Annotated in this window: 16 protein-coding genes; 8 read left to right on the top strand and 8 right to left on the bottom strand. The window is 48.1% G+C overall.

Annotation, left to right across the window (positions count from 1 at the left end; genetic code table 11):
• Nucleotides 1-9: 9 nt before the first annotated feature.
• The 6 genes from pdxT to VNK96_02870 all read right to left on the bottom strand — a co-directional run bounded on the left by pdxT (nucleotide 10) and on the right by VNK96_02870 (nucleotide 5863).
• Nucleotides 10-570 carry a pyridoxal 5'-phosphate synthase glutaminase subunit PdxT gene (gene pdxT / locus VNK96_02845; GenBank protein ID HWP30649.1) on the bottom strand — a complete coding sequence of 187 codons (561 nt, stop codon included), beginning with the start codon at nucleotides 568-570 and terminating at the stop codon, nucleotides 10-12.
• Between the two features lie 11 nt (nucleotides 571-581).
• A complete protein-coding gene (locus VNK96_02850) occupies nucleotides 582-836 on the bottom strand; it encodes a hypothetical protein (protein ID HWP30650.1) in 255 nt (84 codons plus the stop codon).
• 115 nt (nucleotides 837-951) lie between these two features.
• Complete coding sequence (locus VNK96_02855; GenBank protein HWP30651.1) at nucleotides 952-1857, bottom strand: formimidoylglutamase; 906 nt, start codon at nucleotides 1855-1857, stop codon at nucleotides 952-954.
• Between the two features lies 1 nt (nucleotide 1858).
• Nucleotides 1859-3382, bottom strand: coding sequence for a histidine ammonia-lyase (hutH, locus tag VNK96_02860; protein HWP30652.1), 1524 nt, complete (start codon nucleotides 3380-3382; stop codon nucleotides 1859-1861).
• Nucleotides 3383-3475: 93 nt separating this feature from the next.
• Nucleotides 3476-4666 (bottom strand): PQQ-binding-like beta-propeller repeat protein, encoded by a 1191-nt coding sequence (locus VNK96_02865; GenBank protein HWP30653.1) that lies wholly within the window; start codon nucleotides 4664-4666, stop codon nucleotides 3476-3478.
• Between the two features lie 9 nt (nucleotides 4667-4675).
• A complete protein-coding gene (locus tag VNK96_02870) occupies nucleotides 4676-5863 on the bottom strand; it encodes a PQQ-binding-like beta-propeller repeat protein (GenBank protein ID HWP30654.1) in 1188 nt (395 codons plus the stop codon).
• Nucleotides 5864-6071: 208 nt separating this feature from the next.
• Between VNK96_02870 and VNK96_02875 the strand changes: the two genes are divergently transcribed.
• The 7 genes from VNK96_02875 (at nucleotide 6072) to VNK96_02905 (ending at nucleotide 12232) form a co-directional block, all read left to right on the top strand.
• Complete coding sequence (locus VNK96_02875; protein ID HWP30655.1) at nucleotides 6072-6752, top strand: ATP-binding cassette domain-containing protein; 681 nt, start codon at nucleotides 6072-6074, stop codon at nucleotides 6750-6752.
• Entirely contained in the window at nucleotides 6745-7641 is an 897-nt protein-coding gene (locus VNK96_02880; GenBank protein ID HWP30656.1) for a permease-like cell division protein FtsX, read from the top strand. Before VNK96_02875 ends, VNK96_02880 begins: the two co-directional genes overlap by 8 nt.
• A complete protein-coding gene (locus VNK96_02885; protein HWP30657.1) occupies nucleotides 7638-8747 on the top strand; it encodes a peptidoglycan DD-metalloendopeptidase family protein in 1110 nt (369 codons plus the stop codon). The genes VNK96_02880 and VNK96_02885 overlap by 4 nt, the downstream gene beginning before the upstream one ends.
• Nucleotides 8748-8905: 158 nt before the next feature.
• Nucleotides 8906-9625, top strand: a complete 720-nt coding sequence (locus VNK96_02890) for a ubiquinone/menaquinone biosynthesis methyltransferase (GenBank protein HWP30658.1) — start codon at nucleotides 8906-8908, stop codon at nucleotides 9623-9625.
• Nucleotides 9622-10632 carry a polyprenyl synthetase family protein gene (locus tag VNK96_02895; protein ID HWP30659.1) on the top strand — a complete coding sequence of 337 codons (1011 nt, stop codon included), beginning with the start codon at nucleotides 9622-9624 and terminating at the stop codon, nucleotides 10630-10632. The genes VNK96_02890 and VNK96_02895 overlap by 4 nt, the downstream gene beginning before the upstream one ends.
• Nucleotides 10629-11390: an HAD-IIA family hydrolase gene (locus VNK96_02900; protein ID HWP30660.1), complete on the top strand. Its 762-nt coding sequence runs from the start codon at nucleotides 10629-10631 to the stop codon at nucleotides 11388-11390. Before VNK96_02895 ends, VNK96_02900 begins: the two co-directional genes overlap by 4 nt.
• 56 nt (nucleotides 11391-11446) lie before the next feature.
• On the top strand, nucleotides 11447-12232 hold the full coding sequence (locus VNK96_02905; GenBank protein ID HWP30661.1) for a hypothetical protein: 786 nt from the start codon (nucleotides 11447-11449) through the stop codon (nucleotides 12230-12232).
• 43 nt (nucleotides 12233-12275) lie between these two features.
• Here the strand turns inward: VNK96_02905 and VNK96_02910 are convergent, their stop codons facing one another.
• Nucleotides 12276-13259 (bottom strand): sugar phosphate isomerase/epimerase, encoded by a 984-nt coding sequence (locus tag VNK96_02910; GenBank protein HWP30662.1) that lies wholly within the window; start codon nucleotides 13257-13259, stop codon nucleotides 12276-12278.
• Between the two features lie 58 nt (nucleotides 13260-13317).
• On the opposite strand from VNK96_02910, the gene VNK96_02915 reads away from it, so the two are divergent.
• Nucleotides 13318-14580, top strand: a complete 1263-nt coding sequence (locus tag VNK96_02915) for a neutral/alkaline non-lysosomal ceramidase N-terminal domain-containing protein (GenBank protein ID HWP30663.1) — start codon at nucleotides 13318-13320, stop codon at nucleotides 14578-14580.
• On the opposite strand, the gene VNK96_02920 is transcribed toward VNK96_02915, so the two are convergent.
• Nucleotides 14577-15695, bottom strand: a complete 1119-nt coding sequence (locus VNK96_02920) for a M48 family metalloprotease (protein HWP30664.1) — start codon at nucleotides 15693-15695, stop codon at nucleotides 14577-14579. The two genes, VNK96_02915 and VNK96_02920, sit on opposite strands and share 4 nt — an antisense overlap.
• Nucleotides 15696-15711 lie beyond the last annotated feature (16 nt).

Raw genomic sequence — 15711 nt, forward strand, 5'->3', positions numbered from 1 at the left:
TTTAAAACCCTATAGTGAAAGGAAAAACTGGTGAATGCGAAGGTCGTCCGTCAACTCCGGATGAAACGTCGTGCCAAAAAGAGTTCCTTGCTGAACAGCTACAGGATGACCATTGTGAGAAGCGAGAACTTCCACGTCTTTTCCCACCTTCGATATAATCGGCGCGCGAATAAAAACGGCGTGAAATGGCTTTTGAAAGCCGCGAAATTCGATATCGGTTTCGAAAGAGTTGATTTGCGGACCGTAAGCATTTCGAATAACCCTCACATCGAAAAGTTTCAGTCCCCATTGCTCTCTCCCCTCGATCTCCTTCGCTAAAAGAATAAGACCCATGCAAGTACCCCAAATAGGCATATTCTCCTTTGCACGTTCGAGAATTGCCTTATCGAGTCCGCTTTTTTGCAAAAGAATCCCGACCGTGGTGCTTTCTCCACCGGGGATGATGAGACGTTCACAATCACGAAGGTCTTCGGGGGTGCGAACCTCTTTCGCCTCGCGACCGCAGGCACGAACGGCTTCGATATGTTTTTGAAAATCGCCTTGAAGCGCTAAAACACCTATATAAGGCACATCGAGATATTTTATTCTCGCGGACGCTTCAAACGCTTGGCAAATAGCGCGAATGCTCCGAGAAGGATGCAAATCGTGCCAGGTTCAGGGACAACGGGAGCCTTGCCCATTTCGTGTGCGGCATTGATTCCTACGGTGTATTCCGTTTGCTGGATAGTCCTCGGGAAGTTTGCCCAAGGGTCGCTGTCTTTGCTGAGTTCGTGGATTAAGCCTTGATCAGGTGCGACTTGTTCGGGTCTTTCCTTGACGAGTTCATGAGCGTCCATGTCACAGTAAATTCCACAGATGGGGATTTTATGGGCTGGTAAATATTCGGGTTAGACTTTTATTGCGCCTGGCATTTACCGGAAGAAGGAGGTTCTCCGCCACTTTGCGATAACACTATCGCAGCACTTCCCATGCACAACGAGCGGCTAAGCGCGCGGTCATGTCTTGCAAATCATGAGGGGGGGATAGTTCGTAGATTCCGAATGTTCGAACCTTTTCGAAAGATAGAATTTGCCTAAGAAGTGCAAGAATGATCCTCGACGGAACTCCAGACGGTTGCGGGGCGCTCACTCCTGGTGCTTCACTCATGGCAAAGACATCCATGTCTAAACTCAAATCCATACAATCGCAACGTGCCATCGTTATTTGCACGGATTCCAAAAATTTTTCGACTTCGAGCGAAGGAGAATCACCATAAAATATCGTTCCACCTTTCGCTTCTGCATAATCTTTATGCAACTTCGCTGTAGCGCAGGATTGAATCCCGAACCAAATCGCATTTTTTCCTTCTACTCCGTTTTCCAACGCGCGCCAAAAAGAGGTTCCGGAATGGGGAATCGAAGATGCTCGCACATCCAGATGCGCGTCGAAATTGATAAAGCCCGTCCCTCCCGTTTGCAGAAGCGCCGCAATAGGCGCGAAACCCCAATCGTGCCCCCCTCCGAAAAGGAGAACCTTTTTCGAATGCATAAGCGCAAAGGTGATTTCCGAAACGGCTCGTTTATGGTCGGCGGCTAAATCTTCCGAAATGACCAAATCCCCCAAATCCGCTATTTTCGTATCATTGCGGGGGGGCACTAAACGATAAAGCCATTTTCGTATCTCGCGCGGGGCATGAGCAGCGCCTTTCCTTCCCTTGTTCAATGTAATGCCTCGATCGTCTGGAAAACCGATTATCGCAACGTCCCAATCCCGTTTCGCAAAATCTCTCTTAGAAACGATGCGCACGATTTCCCCTAACCGCGGATCTTCGGGTTCGCCACGCGAAAAAAATAATTCACGAGGGGGGGGCTTTAACATTTCAGTCCAAATCCCCTATTTCTTTTTCTACAGCCTCAACCACCCGTTCTAATTCGAAACGCTGAATCTCGTCGCTCAACGAACGGTCCTCTTCGACTTTTTCGACCATTTCTCGAACTGCACGCCACGCTGCTTGCACTCCCAAACCCGGCTTGTCTTTTTGAATTTTGGCTCGACAGTCCAACGCTTGCGCACCTACGATGAGTTCGATTGCAATCACTTTGTATGTATTTTCGAAAACTTTTTGCGCATGAAGCGCCGCATTCATCGCCATGGAGACGTGGTCTTCTTGATTTGCGCCGGTGTTGATCGTGTCCACGCAGGATGGATGGCTCAGAACTTTGTTTTCACTCACCAATGCCGCTGAGGTGTATTGGCACATCATCAATCCACTGCGTAAACCCGCATGCTCTATGAGGAAGGGGGGGAGGCCTCGATTATAGTCCTTATTCAAAGAACGCTCAGTGCGCCTTTCACTTATCGAGGCTAATTCCGAGATTCCGATTTTAAAATAATCGAGAGCCAAACCGACGGGTTCACCGTGAAAATGTCCAGCGGAAACCACTTCGTCTCCTATCACCAAAGGGTTGTCCGTAACACTCGAAATTTCGATTTCGACGACTTCGCGCAGATGGGTGATGGAGTTTCGTGCCGCGCCGTGCACTTGGGGGGCGCAGCGAATGGAATAAGCATCTTGCACTTCGCCGCAATGCGCATGACTCGCAACGAGCTCGCTATTTTCGATTAATCGCTTTATGTTTTTTGCCGAACGCATCTGGTGGGGATGAGGCCGCAAAACGTGAACTTCGTCTCGAAAGGGTTGTGCAGAACAGAGCGTCGCTTCAATGTTCATCGCGCATGCAATATCTGCCGCTTTCGCCAAGGTTTTTGCGCTTGCCGTTAATAATGCTGCAATTGCAGTATGCACGTGAGTGCCGTTGATGAGAGAAAGTCCTAACTTGCTCGTCAACGCGAGAGGAGCGAGACCATGCTCCGCCATCAGCAAATGCGAAGATAAAAGACTTCCATCGTCGCTCCTGCAAGTTCCTTCACCCATCAATGCTAATGCGATATGTGCGAGTGGTGCTAAATCTCCGCTCGCACCCAAAGACCCTTGGCGAGGAACGTTGGGATGAATCGAACGATTGAGAAATTCGCAAATCAACTGCGCCGCTTCAGGACCAACACCGCTATGACCTCGTAAAAGACTCGCCGCCATCAACAACATCGAAGCGCGTACTTCTTTCGTTCCTAAAGGTTCGCCGACCCCTACCGCATGAGAGCGAATTAAATTTTCTTGCAAATGAATTCTTTCTTTAGGTTCGATGATTTCGGATTTCAAGGCACCGAATCCGGTGTTCACTCCATAAATGAGCGTTTCGCTCTTTTCGAGATTTTCTAAAATCGCCCGGGATTTTATAGCTCTTTCGATTGCCTTCTGAGATATTTCGACCGTTGCCCCGTTCGCAACCGCAACGATATCCTCTATGCGTAGCGAGGGCTCTTCGAGAATTACTCTTTCCATGACGTTCGAGAGTTCAGGATACCTCGAACGGTTTCTGTCGCACCCGAGTTCTCCGGGTGCGACAGCGGAAAGATATGCCCCCCCTTGAAAAAGTTACGGTCCGAATGCGTAAAGATTGCCGTCCAGACAACCTATGTAAAGTGTACCGTCGTTTGCTAAAGCGGGAGAGGAAACGTATGCAATTTCGGGCAAGGTGTATTTACCCACTTCTGCGCCATTCGTGCTGCTCAGCACCCAGAGTCGTTTTTCGACCTGGATTGCCCAACGCTTGCCTGTTCCTAAGCCCATAAATAAGTTCCCTGCACCATCCATCAAGATTGCATTCATCGCATCGCCCAAATAAAAGTTGTCCTGAATGATTTGCTTTTTCCAAACCACATTTCCAGAAGAGTTGAACTTCCAAACGTAGGTTTGGCGTGCGTAATAGACATTGCCGTTCGGGTCTACTGTCATCGAGGCATATCCATTCGCCCCATAGAGACTCGAGTTCACCCATTTCAGAGTTCCATTGGGATTGAACGCTTTCGGATAGTTGTCTATGATGTAAATCGTTCCGTCATTTCCTACTACAGGGGGGGCGAGGGGCCAGAAGTACTGATCTAAAAGCACGCTCCATTTCAAAGTGCCGTCCGTATTGAAGGCGTAAAGCTTCGATTGTCCGCCGAGAGCCCCGCTTGCATATATCGTATTTCCGTCCGGAGAAAGCGAAGGTCCTCCGGATTGCCCTGGACCGGTTATTTCTTGCTGCCATTTAACGACTCCACCTGGTGTGAAAGCGGTCAACTTTCCATCCAGAGTGATGTAAACCGTTCCGTCGGGTGCAATCACAGGCGTTTGCATAACCATGTTTTGTGTGTCGTATTTCCATAACAAGTTCCCGTTGCCATTGAGAGCGTAGAAGGCGCGAATCCCCCCTCCATAGACTACACCAGAAGGCGAAACTGCAACCGTGAAATTGGGGGTCTTGTCATGGTCTATCCAGCCGACAGGATATTTCCATTTGAGAGTGCCATCCGGTTTGACAGCCCAAATCGTATAGAAAGACTTCGGGGTCGTTTCGTCCAAAGTTGCCCCCAAATAAATCGTGCCATCAGGACCTATCACGGGCGAAGCAAGAACGGGACCCCCCACATAAAACTTCCATTTCAATTTTGGAGTGGCAGGTCCGACCACTGTCGTATATCCGTTGCGCTGCGCATTTCCGTGATACATGTTCCAATCTGCCTGCGCAACTGTGAACAGTGAGAAAATTGCGATATTCAAAAATAATTTAGAGTGTTTCATTTTTTTCTCCTATCGAATGCAATATACAAAATAGTCGAAACCGACCTTTCCGCATGCATAAAGCGTGCCGTATAGTCCGATTGCTGGCGATGTAACGAATTCGTCGCAAACTTTGACCTTCCAGACGATTTGGCCGTTCGGTTTCAATGCGGCTACTTCGCCATTCGAATTCGTTGCATAAATCCAATCGCGCGAATCGAGTGCAAGACCGTCCAATATCGTTCCGCCGATGTTCGCCGTCCATAGCGTGGCGCCATTTTCGGGATTGAAGGCTCGAATGCTTCCGCCGCTCGGCTTATAAAGTTGTCCGTTTTTTCCGAGAGCAGGTGCTTGCGTCCAACTACCCCAAGTCTGCTGCCATTTAACCGTTCCGTTCGGATTAAACGCATACGTCCCTAACGTATCTACACCGACATACACCGTTCCATCGTTTCCGAAAACCGGTGTGCTTCCCCCCCCGTAAAGCGTATAGTAAATCCAGCGAAGCGTTCCATTCGCATTAGCGTAAATCACCGCAGGAAAAGTGTGGGGTTCGTTGCTTCTCGGAGTTCCTGTGCACATGTCGTAATTCGGAGCGACTGCAGGGGTTCCTGAACCCGGTCCACCATTGAAAATTAGTGTTTTGTCAGGATTCAACCCATAAAGACCTTCAAAAAAATGAAATCCACGAATCGTTTCATCGGGGCAAACTGCAGGAGACGCATCATTCGACACCCCGGAACCACCAGAAAAATAATATTCCCAAATCTTGTTTCCAAACGGGTCGAACTTATGCAAAATTCCGTTCGAGCCCGAAATGTAGACGTTCCCTGCACTATCCAACGCAGCGGTGCTACGAACGCCTTGCCCCGCTCCCCAAGGGAAGGATGGAATTTTTACCCGCCATGCGAGTTCCCCTTCTTTCGTCAAGACGATCACATAATCCTCGCCACTCCAAGGAGCATCGTTCCAACAATCACCGAGAATCACGTTCCCATTTCTCGAAACCGCAATCCCTGGCGCCCAGTTTGCCAATGGAACTTTCCAAGAAACCTTCCCGAGAATTGGCCCTGGATAAAGACTCTGTCCCGTCCTTTGCGCATTCGCATATTTCATTGGCCAGGGATGAGGAAGCGGGCGTACAGGAGGAGCCGGATTGATTTGCGCAAATCCCGGCAAAATGACTAATGATAAGAGTACCGAAATATATGCTTTCATTTTTCTGCTCCTAAATTTGTATGCATCGTTTTTGTTTTTAATACGAATTTTTACGTCTTGCGGGCATAATCGCCCTCGTAATTTGTAAAATCAGAAAATTGTTGTTTAATTAAATCATTGCAACACGAATCTGATACATCTATCCGATGCAAAATAAATACCAATATAGAAAAATTGCCGCATCGGAAGGTGGCATAATCCCATCCGTTTGATCGAATTCCAAAACGTAACTCTTCGTTATGGCAAAGGGATAACCGCGGTATCGGAGGTGAATCTTTCCGTAGGCGGAGGGGAGTTCGTCTTTCTCGTCGGTCCAACCGGCTCGGGTAAGTCCACCCTTTTAAAACTCCTCATCCGAGAACTGAAGGCGACAGAGGGGCGCGTTATGTTGGGTGGAAGAGATTTAGCAGCCTTACCTGAAAACGCAGTTCCGGCTCTACGACGGCAAATCGGGCTCGTTCCACAAGACATCGGGCTTCTCCCGAACAAAAAAGTTTGGGAAAACCTTGCCTACGCAATGAGAGCAACCGGACATACGAGAAGAGAGATTCGCACTCGTGTGCCTGAGATGCTGGAAAGAGTCGGGGTTCTTCACCGTGCTGATGCCTTCCCATCACAACTTTCAGGCGGAGAACAGCAGCGTGTAGCAATTGCTCGCGCGCTGATCCATTCTCCCGCTCTGCTCTTAGCCGACGAACCCACTGGACATCTCGATCCCGATACGAGTTTGGAAATCATCCAGTTGCTCGAGCAAGTAAACACGCGAGGAACGACCATTCTCATGGCGAGTCATGACATGCCTACTATCGGAAGTCTCCCTCGTCGTGTCGTGCGCTTAGAATCCGGTCGGGTGGTGTCGGATTCTTTCGGACTTACAAGAAATGCTTGACCGTTTGGAATTCCTTTTCGAGGAGACGTGGGTTGCATTGCGTCGCAACGGAATGATGACGCTTTCAGCAATCAGCACCTCAGCAATCGCCCTTTTGATATTCGGAGGGTTGGCGTATTCCTACTTTTCGTTAGTGCAGTTTCTCGGTTCGATTCAAAGCGAATTCGAATTGAGAGTGTCCGTCGTTCCAGAAGCGACTTCCAAAGACATCGAACGAATGGAAAACGATTTAGAAAAAATCGATGGCGTTGCGCAAGTGCATTTTCTTTCGAAAGAGGAAGTTTGGCGTAAATTTTTGGCGAAACAAAAAGACGCAGAATTTTTTTCGGATATTCCGAATCCAATGCCGAACGAGTTCGTGATCATTCTGTCCGATTTATCAAAAACAGAATCCGTAAAAGAGCAATTGATGAATTATCCACTCGTGGATAAATCAGAAAATCCTCCGATTCGTGACGCGAAACTCGAGCGCGAGCGAGCACAAGGTTTGATTCGATTCGTGAAAATCTTCGGAGGAATTATTTGCACACTCGCATTCGTCACTGCGGGTACGTTGATTTATAATACGATACGCTTGACGATCAACTCGCGCAGGCAAGAGTTGCGCATTATGCAACTTATGGGGGCGAGCCATGCGACGATTCGACTGCCGCTGATATTCGAGGGGGGGATTCAAGGTGGGATAGGAGGACTCATCGGCGGACTTTTCCTCTGGCTTTTCGGCGGGTCTTTCGTGCATCTAAGCACTTGGACTGCCTTCTCTCGAGCAGGCGAGGAGGGGAGTTTTCCTGGCTTTTTCCTCACAGTAGCATTGACAGGACTGGGTGTGGTTTTGGGTATGATTTGCGCAACCTTATCCGTCAGACGCTACTTGGGTACGGGAACATGAGAGTCTATTTGCTGATCGTCGTCCTGCTGTGCATAGGCTCTGTCGTCCTCGGGCAAAAACCCTCGAAAAAAGACCTCCTTCAAAAGCAAAAACAACTCTCGGCAAAAGTCTCGAGCGTTCGTAAACAGTTGCGGACTATGCGCAGAAGCAGCGCTCAAGTAATGAAAGACATCCGACGCGCAGACGAACTTTTAGAGGACGTAAGAGAGCGTTTGAATGTTACGATAAAAAAATTGAAACAAGCGCGCGCAAATCAAGCGAAAGCCCAAAAAGAACTCGAAGCTGCGACGGAAAGATTAAAGAATAAAAAGCACCTCGTAGCAAAACGCCTTCGTGCCGTTTACTTGCGAGGAGAGCCAAAGCCAATCTTGGTGTTATTGAGGTCGGATTCCTTCAGCGAGATCTCGGAGCGCTCTTACATTTTAAACCGAATCGCAAGCATGGATAAAAAAATGATTACAGATTTAGACAACGCACGCAAAGAAATCGAAAGGCGAAAGCGTGAAATTGACGAAGCAGTAGAGCAAATTAATTATCTTCGCAGGAAACAAGCAATGGAACAAGCCGAGTTGAATCGGCATATGTTGCGCAAACGCACGTATCTGGAAGAACTTCGAGAACAGGCGCAACTCTTAGAGCATCAACTCGACGAACTCGAAAAAGAAAGTTTGCGAATCGAAGCGGCATTGGTTCGCTATTATTCGATGGGGGGCGGAAGAATCATCTGGCGTGGAAAATGGATGCAACCTGTTGCCGGAAGAATCGCCAGTGGCTTCGGAATGCGAAAACATCCCATCTTCGGAGGCACGAGAATGCATACCGGCGTTGACATACCGGCAAGAACGGGGACATCCATCCGCGCTGCTGGCAATGGAGTCGTTATCGGTGCTTCCTACATGGGAGGATACGGGAATACCGTCATACTCGACCATGGCGCAGGGGTCGCCACACTTTACGCTCATTGTTCGAGAATTTACGTACGCCCTGGTCAACGTGTAAGACGAGGGGATACCATTGCCGCCGTCGGCTCGACTGGCTACAGTACTGGACCGCACTTGCATTGGGAAATCCGAGTAAACGGCAAACCTACGAATCCTCTGCGTTAGCCCTTCCGTAGGTCACTTCACCGTAGGAGTGCAGTAAAGCGCGAATTCAAAAAAAACGCCATTGGACACAGGGCGCGACTTCTCAAAATGACTTTAAAAACTTTCAGAAAAGGCTGAAACTTCCCTCTCTCGGGCGGTAGACTCGCCAACAAAGCCGCATGAGCCATAAATCTCAAACGCAACCTTGGCTGTCGGGAGGTGAAGCGAAGCGCGATTACATACGAAACCTCTTCGCTGAAGTATCCCCCGTTTATGACTTCATGAACTCTGCCATGAGTCTCGGCTTGCATGGCAGATGGCGCACTTTCGCTGTAACAAAACTCAACCTACGACCCGGTCAAACCGTACTCGACCTCTGTTCGGGAACGGGCGACTTCGGAAAACCTCTTCGTAAAGTGTTAGGCAATTCCGGAAGAATCATCGCACTCGATTTTTGCGAACCGATGCTGAAACGGGCGCAGAGAAAACCTTATCGTCTCACAGTCACACTGGCGGATGCTTGCCGAATTCCTCTGCGAGAAAACACCGCAGATGGTGTCACAGTCGGGTGGGGATTGAGAAATTTAAGCGATTTAAAACAAGGGCTTTCCGAAATCCACCGCGTTTTGAAACCCGGTGCGAAAATCGTGAGTGTAGACATGGCAAATCCGCGCTCTCGTTTCGTAGGGGGGGCGGCTCGTTTCCTTTTTAGAATCCTCGTGCCTTCCATGGGAGCGGTCATCGGGAAACGAGACGCCTATCTTTATCTTCAACAAAGCACGGAAAAATATAAAACCCGCGAAGAACTCAAACAATTGATGGAGGAGACGGGATTTCGCAATGTGCGTTTTCATGATTTATTTTTCGGCTTGATTTGTGTTCACGAGGGAGAGAAATGAATTTGGTTTATTTAGAAAATGCTCGCGAATCGATAAGTCAAGAATTGATGAATGCCTTGTCGGAAGACATCCGAGCCTGCGAAGAGGAGATGCAAAATCGCCTTCGTTCTCCGATCGAAACTGTGGAAAAAGTCGGACTTCACATTTCTGCTGCGGGGGGGAAACGTCTAAGGCCGGCTTTAGTGAGTCTTTCTGCAAGAGGGGTGGGGAAACCATTCGATAGACGACGTGTGCACCGTTTAGGTGCGTGTATGGAAATGATTCACATGGCGACGCTCATCCACGACGACGTTGTGGACGAAGCCACTCTAAGAAGAGGAAAACCGACCCCCTCTGCCCTATGGGGAAACACGGCATCCGTTCTTTCAGGTGACGTCTTGCTGGCGAAGGCGATGGAAATTCTTGCGGAAGACGGCGACTTGGAAATCATCCGTACAGTGAGTCGCACTGTGGTAGAAATGGCAGAAGGTGAAGTTGCTGAAATAGAAGCAAGAGGCGACTTCGACTTGAGCAAAGAGACACATTATTCGATATTGAAACAAAAAACTGCTTCCTTCATGGGATGCTGCTGTCTTTTGGGGGGGCTAGTCGCGAGTGCAGAAAAAAGAGCCATCGACTCCCTTTCCGAATACGGAGAAAATTTGGGAATGGCATTTCAAATCATGGACGACCTCTTGGATTATCTTGGAGACGATTCGAGAACGGGCAAACCCCGCGCTACGGACTTCCGAGAAGGCTGTGCCACATTGCCTTTAATATTTTTGAGAAAACAATTAGATGCCAATGAAAGCAATAAATTGCGCGCGTTTTTCGGAAACGGAATATCCGAAAACACAATCCATGAGATCACGACGATCATGAAAGAAAACGGCGTCTTTTCTGAATGTTACGAAGAAGCGAAGTCCTTCACGGAAAAAGCGCTTTCCGCGATCCAGGACCTCCCGAAATCGGATGCGAAGGATGCACTCGAGACATTAGCCCAGTTCGTCATTGCGCGAGAAGTGTGAAAGAATATTCTCTTTATCTTTTCGATCTCGATGGTGTTTTGTATCGTGGAAAAGAAGTCATCCCTGGCGCAGTGGAGACGCTCGCGAATTTGCGAAAGAAAGGGAAAACCTTACGATTTCTTACGAATAACTCTTCCTACTCTCGAGAAGACTGCGCCGAAAAATTGCGCAAATTCGGTTTCGATGTAGATGCTCGAGAAATCTATTCTTCTGCCTACGGTACAGCGAAATTTCTCTCCGGACAGTCCGCCTGGATAATCGGCGAGCCCGGCATGAAAAAAGAACTCCTTCAGGGGGGGGTCGAAATCGTAGAGAATCGAAATGAAAAAGCTGACTGGGTCGTCGTTGGAATTTGCTGGACATTCCACTACGACCAACTCGACGAAGCGCAAGCGAGAATCCGAGAAGGCTCACGCTTTTTGGCGACGAATCTCGATGCCACTTATCCCGATGAAGGCGGGAGGATTCGACCCGGAGCAGGGGCGATAGTCGCTGCCGTCGCCACTGCCGCCGGCAAGAAACCAGATGTTGTTATTGGCAAACCTGAAACGATGCTGATCGAGATGATTCTCGAAGAAACAGGCGAAGCAAGAGAGAAGATACTCCTCATCGGAGATCGTTTAGACACAGACGTCGTTTGCGCCAAAAGGGTAGGAATAGATTCCGCTCTCGTCCTCACCGGCGTAACTTCGCAAGAACCTGCAGTCGAAGAGCCAAAGCCGACATACGTTTTACGAAGCGTGGCAGAATTGACTTAAACCATTCGCATTTCCCTTGCGTATACGAAAATAAAGATTCTTCGAAAATCAAGACCATGTCTTCGCGAAATTTGTGGCAGCGGCTTTTGGATGCGGCATTCCCTCGACGCGCATCTGGACATCCGCATCTCGCATCGTTTTTCGCTGCTATTCGCAAAAGAAAGCCGGACCCTAAATCTTTTTTGAATTGGGGAATCCCGTTCACGGTTTTATTATTGGGATTTGCAGCAGCGTATTTGATTTTTCCAAAAAATCTGCTCGGGTACATCGCGATGATTGGTACTGCATTGTTGTCTTCGATTCTCTTATGGCTTGGCCTTCGCTCGACACAAACCGAAGAGGAGCGCAGTCAAAGCGCACTCAGAAAAAAGGCAATGCAATTAGAGGAACGCTTGAATAGCTGGAAGTACTTGTTGGGTTTCGAAACACCTCTTTCGAAAGGAGCGCTACTTCTCCTCGAAGAGGCAGCGCGCTATTGGCACGACGTGGATGAAGTCTTTCATTCTCCGATTTGGCACTCCGAAGAAATTTTGGAATCATGGAGAGCAGCACGAGACCGAGCACGACATGCGATGGATTCTGCAATGTTGAAACTTCTCGAATTAGCAGAAGAACAATCCCCTCGATTAGACGACCCTATTTCTTCGGTCTATCAATCCTCTGCACAAACCGTTTCCGAAATGCGTAATTTGGCATCCGAAGTCGCACGCTTGACGGTGAAATTGAATACGAAAGTCACGCGAAAACCAGAGACTCCAGAACAAAGACTCCGAGAAGTTCTCGCCAGTTTCAAGAAACTCGAATCCGCTGAAGAAGAACTCGACAATTTTCAAGAGACATAAATTAAATCGATTGCCCCTAAACCTCTTGGATAATTAACTTTTGTTATTCTTTCGCCCAGAACATCACTCCGGGTTTTTCGGAAATGATTGCTCCTTTCAAAACTTGAATCGCTTTACGCAATCCTTCCAACGGCGACATGATTCCATCCTCGTGCTCTATTGAGAGAACGTAATCGTAACCGACCATTCGAAGATTCGAGACGAAATCTTTCCACCATTCGATTCCATGACCGTAGCCGACGGAACGAAATACCCATGAACGATGCAAAATATCTCCATAAGATTTCGTATCCAAATTCCCATTCAAAGAAGAGTTATAAGGATCGATTCGCGTGTCTTTCGCATGACAATGGAATAAAGCCCCCTCTTCTCCCAACTGACGAACAGCGGCAATCGGGTCTATTCCCTGCCACCATAAATGAGACGGGTCGAAGTTTGCACCAATCCATTCACCCTGACTCCCCACTCCGTTTCTTAACTTTAGAAGCGTTTCGTTCGAATAACAAACGAAACCGGGATGCATTTCAATCGCGAAACGAACTTTATTTTTCGCTAAAAATTTCGCCTGTTCTTTCCAATAAGGAATCACTCTTTCCTTCCACTGCCATTCCAATACATCTCGATACTCGTCAGGCCATGCGCATGTAATCCAATTAGGATATTTCGCATTGACTCCTTCCCCTGGACAACCAGAAAAACCGTTAACCACCGGAACACCTAATGCGGCTGCTAATTTCACGGTTTTTACGAAAATTTCGTGGTGCTCTTTTGCAATTCGCACCTGCGGATGAAGGGGATTTCCATGACAGGAAAGTGCAGAAAGAACGAACCCTCGACTCGAAATGGCGCGCATGAGTTTATCGCGCTCGCTTTTACTCGAAAGCAATTTATCTACGTTCAAATGCGGAGAGCCTGGATAGTTTCCCGTGCCGATTTCCACAGCCTCCACGCCTTCCTCCAAAGCCATGTCGAGGGCTTCTTCCAACTTCTTGTCCCCGAAAAGCGCGAGAAAAAGTCCGATTTTCATAACTCCTTTCTACCGCAAGAGTAATGACAAATACTCTAGTTCCAGTAGACTTTATAGGATGCTCATCGGCACGTGCGGCTTATTCGCAATCCTTACAACGAACAGCCCTGCCATAGACATTACTCCTACCCAAAGCACCTCGAGCGGCGATGTTCGGATCGTAAAAGAATCTTTGCAGGTTTCTTATTCGGTTACGGACATTACGCCTCCCGTGCCATTACCGCTGGGCGGATATACGCAACGTCAGGATAAAACGATGGAAGGAGTCCAAGACCGTCTTTACGCGCGCTGTTTGATTTTGCGTAAAGGAGCGAAAGAAGTTGCACTCGTATCCATGGAATCCCTTACAGTTCCAGGAGGTTTTGCAAAAGAAGTAGAAAAGGGAATTAAACAAAGAGGGTTCCAAGGCACTTTGTTTCTCACGGCTACGCATACACACTGCGCTCCCGATAGTCAAATGTTGAATGAACGGATGAAGCGAAAACTGCCCGGAATCGCTGCTTACGATCCGACTTGGAGAAAATGGTATGCAGATAAAATCATCGAATGCGTTTCGAATGCGAAAGAATTCACCGACGTTCAATCCGTTACCTTATATTCTGGAAAAGCGAAATTGAATCACCCGCGAGTAATCGAACGCAAAGCGGATTCCACGCTGACACGATTGCGGTTTCGAACGAAAGAAAATCATTATGAGCTTTTGCATTACGCGGCGCATCCCACGATTTATTCGGAAAAAATGAACTTCACGAGCGGAGATTGGTGTGGAATTTGGACAGCGATGTCTTCGAATCGAATTTTTTTCAACGGCGCCATGGGAGACATCGCACCTAGCCCCCCCAATGGAAAGACCGAAGCGGAACGAGTGAAAAACACGGCGGAGGCTTTGGAAAATACTCCTGTCGAAAGCAAAATACGATTGAATTCTGCCGACTTGAACATCTTCGTCGAACCCGTGAATCTTCCCGCTCCTATCCCGCATCCGGAGTTCGCAAAAAGATATAACGTCCCCGATGCGCTTGCAAAAATTCTCGTCAATGAATTTGCTGAAAGAGAGGCGCAAGTCATTATCGTTCGATACGGCGAAATAGCACTCATCGGAATACCTGGTGAACCCACTGCCGAAGTGGGAATTCACATTCAAAAGATTGCGAACAAAAAAGGTATTCGCTATCCCATCGTCGTGAGTTTTTGTAACGCATGGCTCGGATATATTCTCACGGACGAAGAGTATCACAAGGGGGGGTATGAAGCGACGCTCTCGTTTTATGGAGATGGTTTAGCGGAATGTATTTTACAAACAGTAGAAAAAGCGATTTAACCACCCGTCCGAACAGAAAGGCTGAAAAGAGCATTTTTAATCGCATCCGATGCCAATTTCGCGAGACTTTCAGGATTTAAACCCGGCTTCGAATCTTCCGGCAGAAATTCCACGAGGGTTTTCCCTTTTCCTAACACCCTTGTATCTCGGACGGCGACTTCGAATAAATTGGGAGAAGAGTCGAAAAACTCGTTCAATTTTTCTGTGGCTTCCTTCGCGCGCTCTTCTGCTTTCTCTCCGCGAAGGTGGAAAAGTTCTCGCTTTCCGAAGCTCACCACTATGCCATCGTCGCTCGACGAATATTTCGCACGAAAGGTAGTCGTTACTTTACTTCGTGCAATGGGAATGTTCTTCTCTTTCAGCATTTTCCGAATGGCATCGAGGCGCAGGAAACTCGGAGGATGGGTTCTTTCGATTCCGAGTTCTTGTTTAGGACCGAAGCGTTCTCGATATTCCAAACGTTCCAAAACAGTGAGCATGGCTACGGGGTTATACGAACTGTGCGTGAGATAAAAGAAACCTGCACGGTCGGCATCCAACTCTGCTTGCTGACTCCAGCCGCTCGTCAAAGCCTCTTGCACCAATTGTCCTGTGATTGCTGCTGCAGCGGCTTCTCTCGTGCGCGAGAGAAGCGCAGCGATCACCAAGGGTACAGTCCACATGTTCACTTTGCTCCGCTCACGTAAGATGGTAATCATATGGCGGTTTGCTGCGTGAGCAATTTCATGAGCCAATACGGCGGCAAGCTCGTCATCGCTTTCTACAAAATTCAATAGACCCGTATCTACATAAATAAATCCACCGGGAACGGAAAAAGCGTTTACATTTTTATCCTCGATCACCTTGAACGTGTATTCGAATTTGAAATGCCGTTTATCTCCGTAAGTTGCCTCGATGTGATTTTCGTTTGCGACTTTCGCTAAAGATTGACCGATACGTTCGACCCTTTCGATGATCTCTTTGTTTTCTGTGAATTTTAGGGTTTTATCGAGTTCCGCGATGTACTCTTTTCCGAGTTCGATATCTTTCGCTGCCTCTTTCGCTAATGGGTCTGGCTCCTGAGAGGAAGCGACGGTAAGAACCGAGGTCAGTATCCATAACGCGGCGATATTCATGGGCTATCTACTTTAA

The sequence above is a fragment of the Fimbriimonadales bacterium genome (assembly GCA_035559795.1).
Lineage (GTDB): Bacteria > Armatimonadota > Fimbriimonadia > Fimbriimonadales > ATM1 > DATMAR01.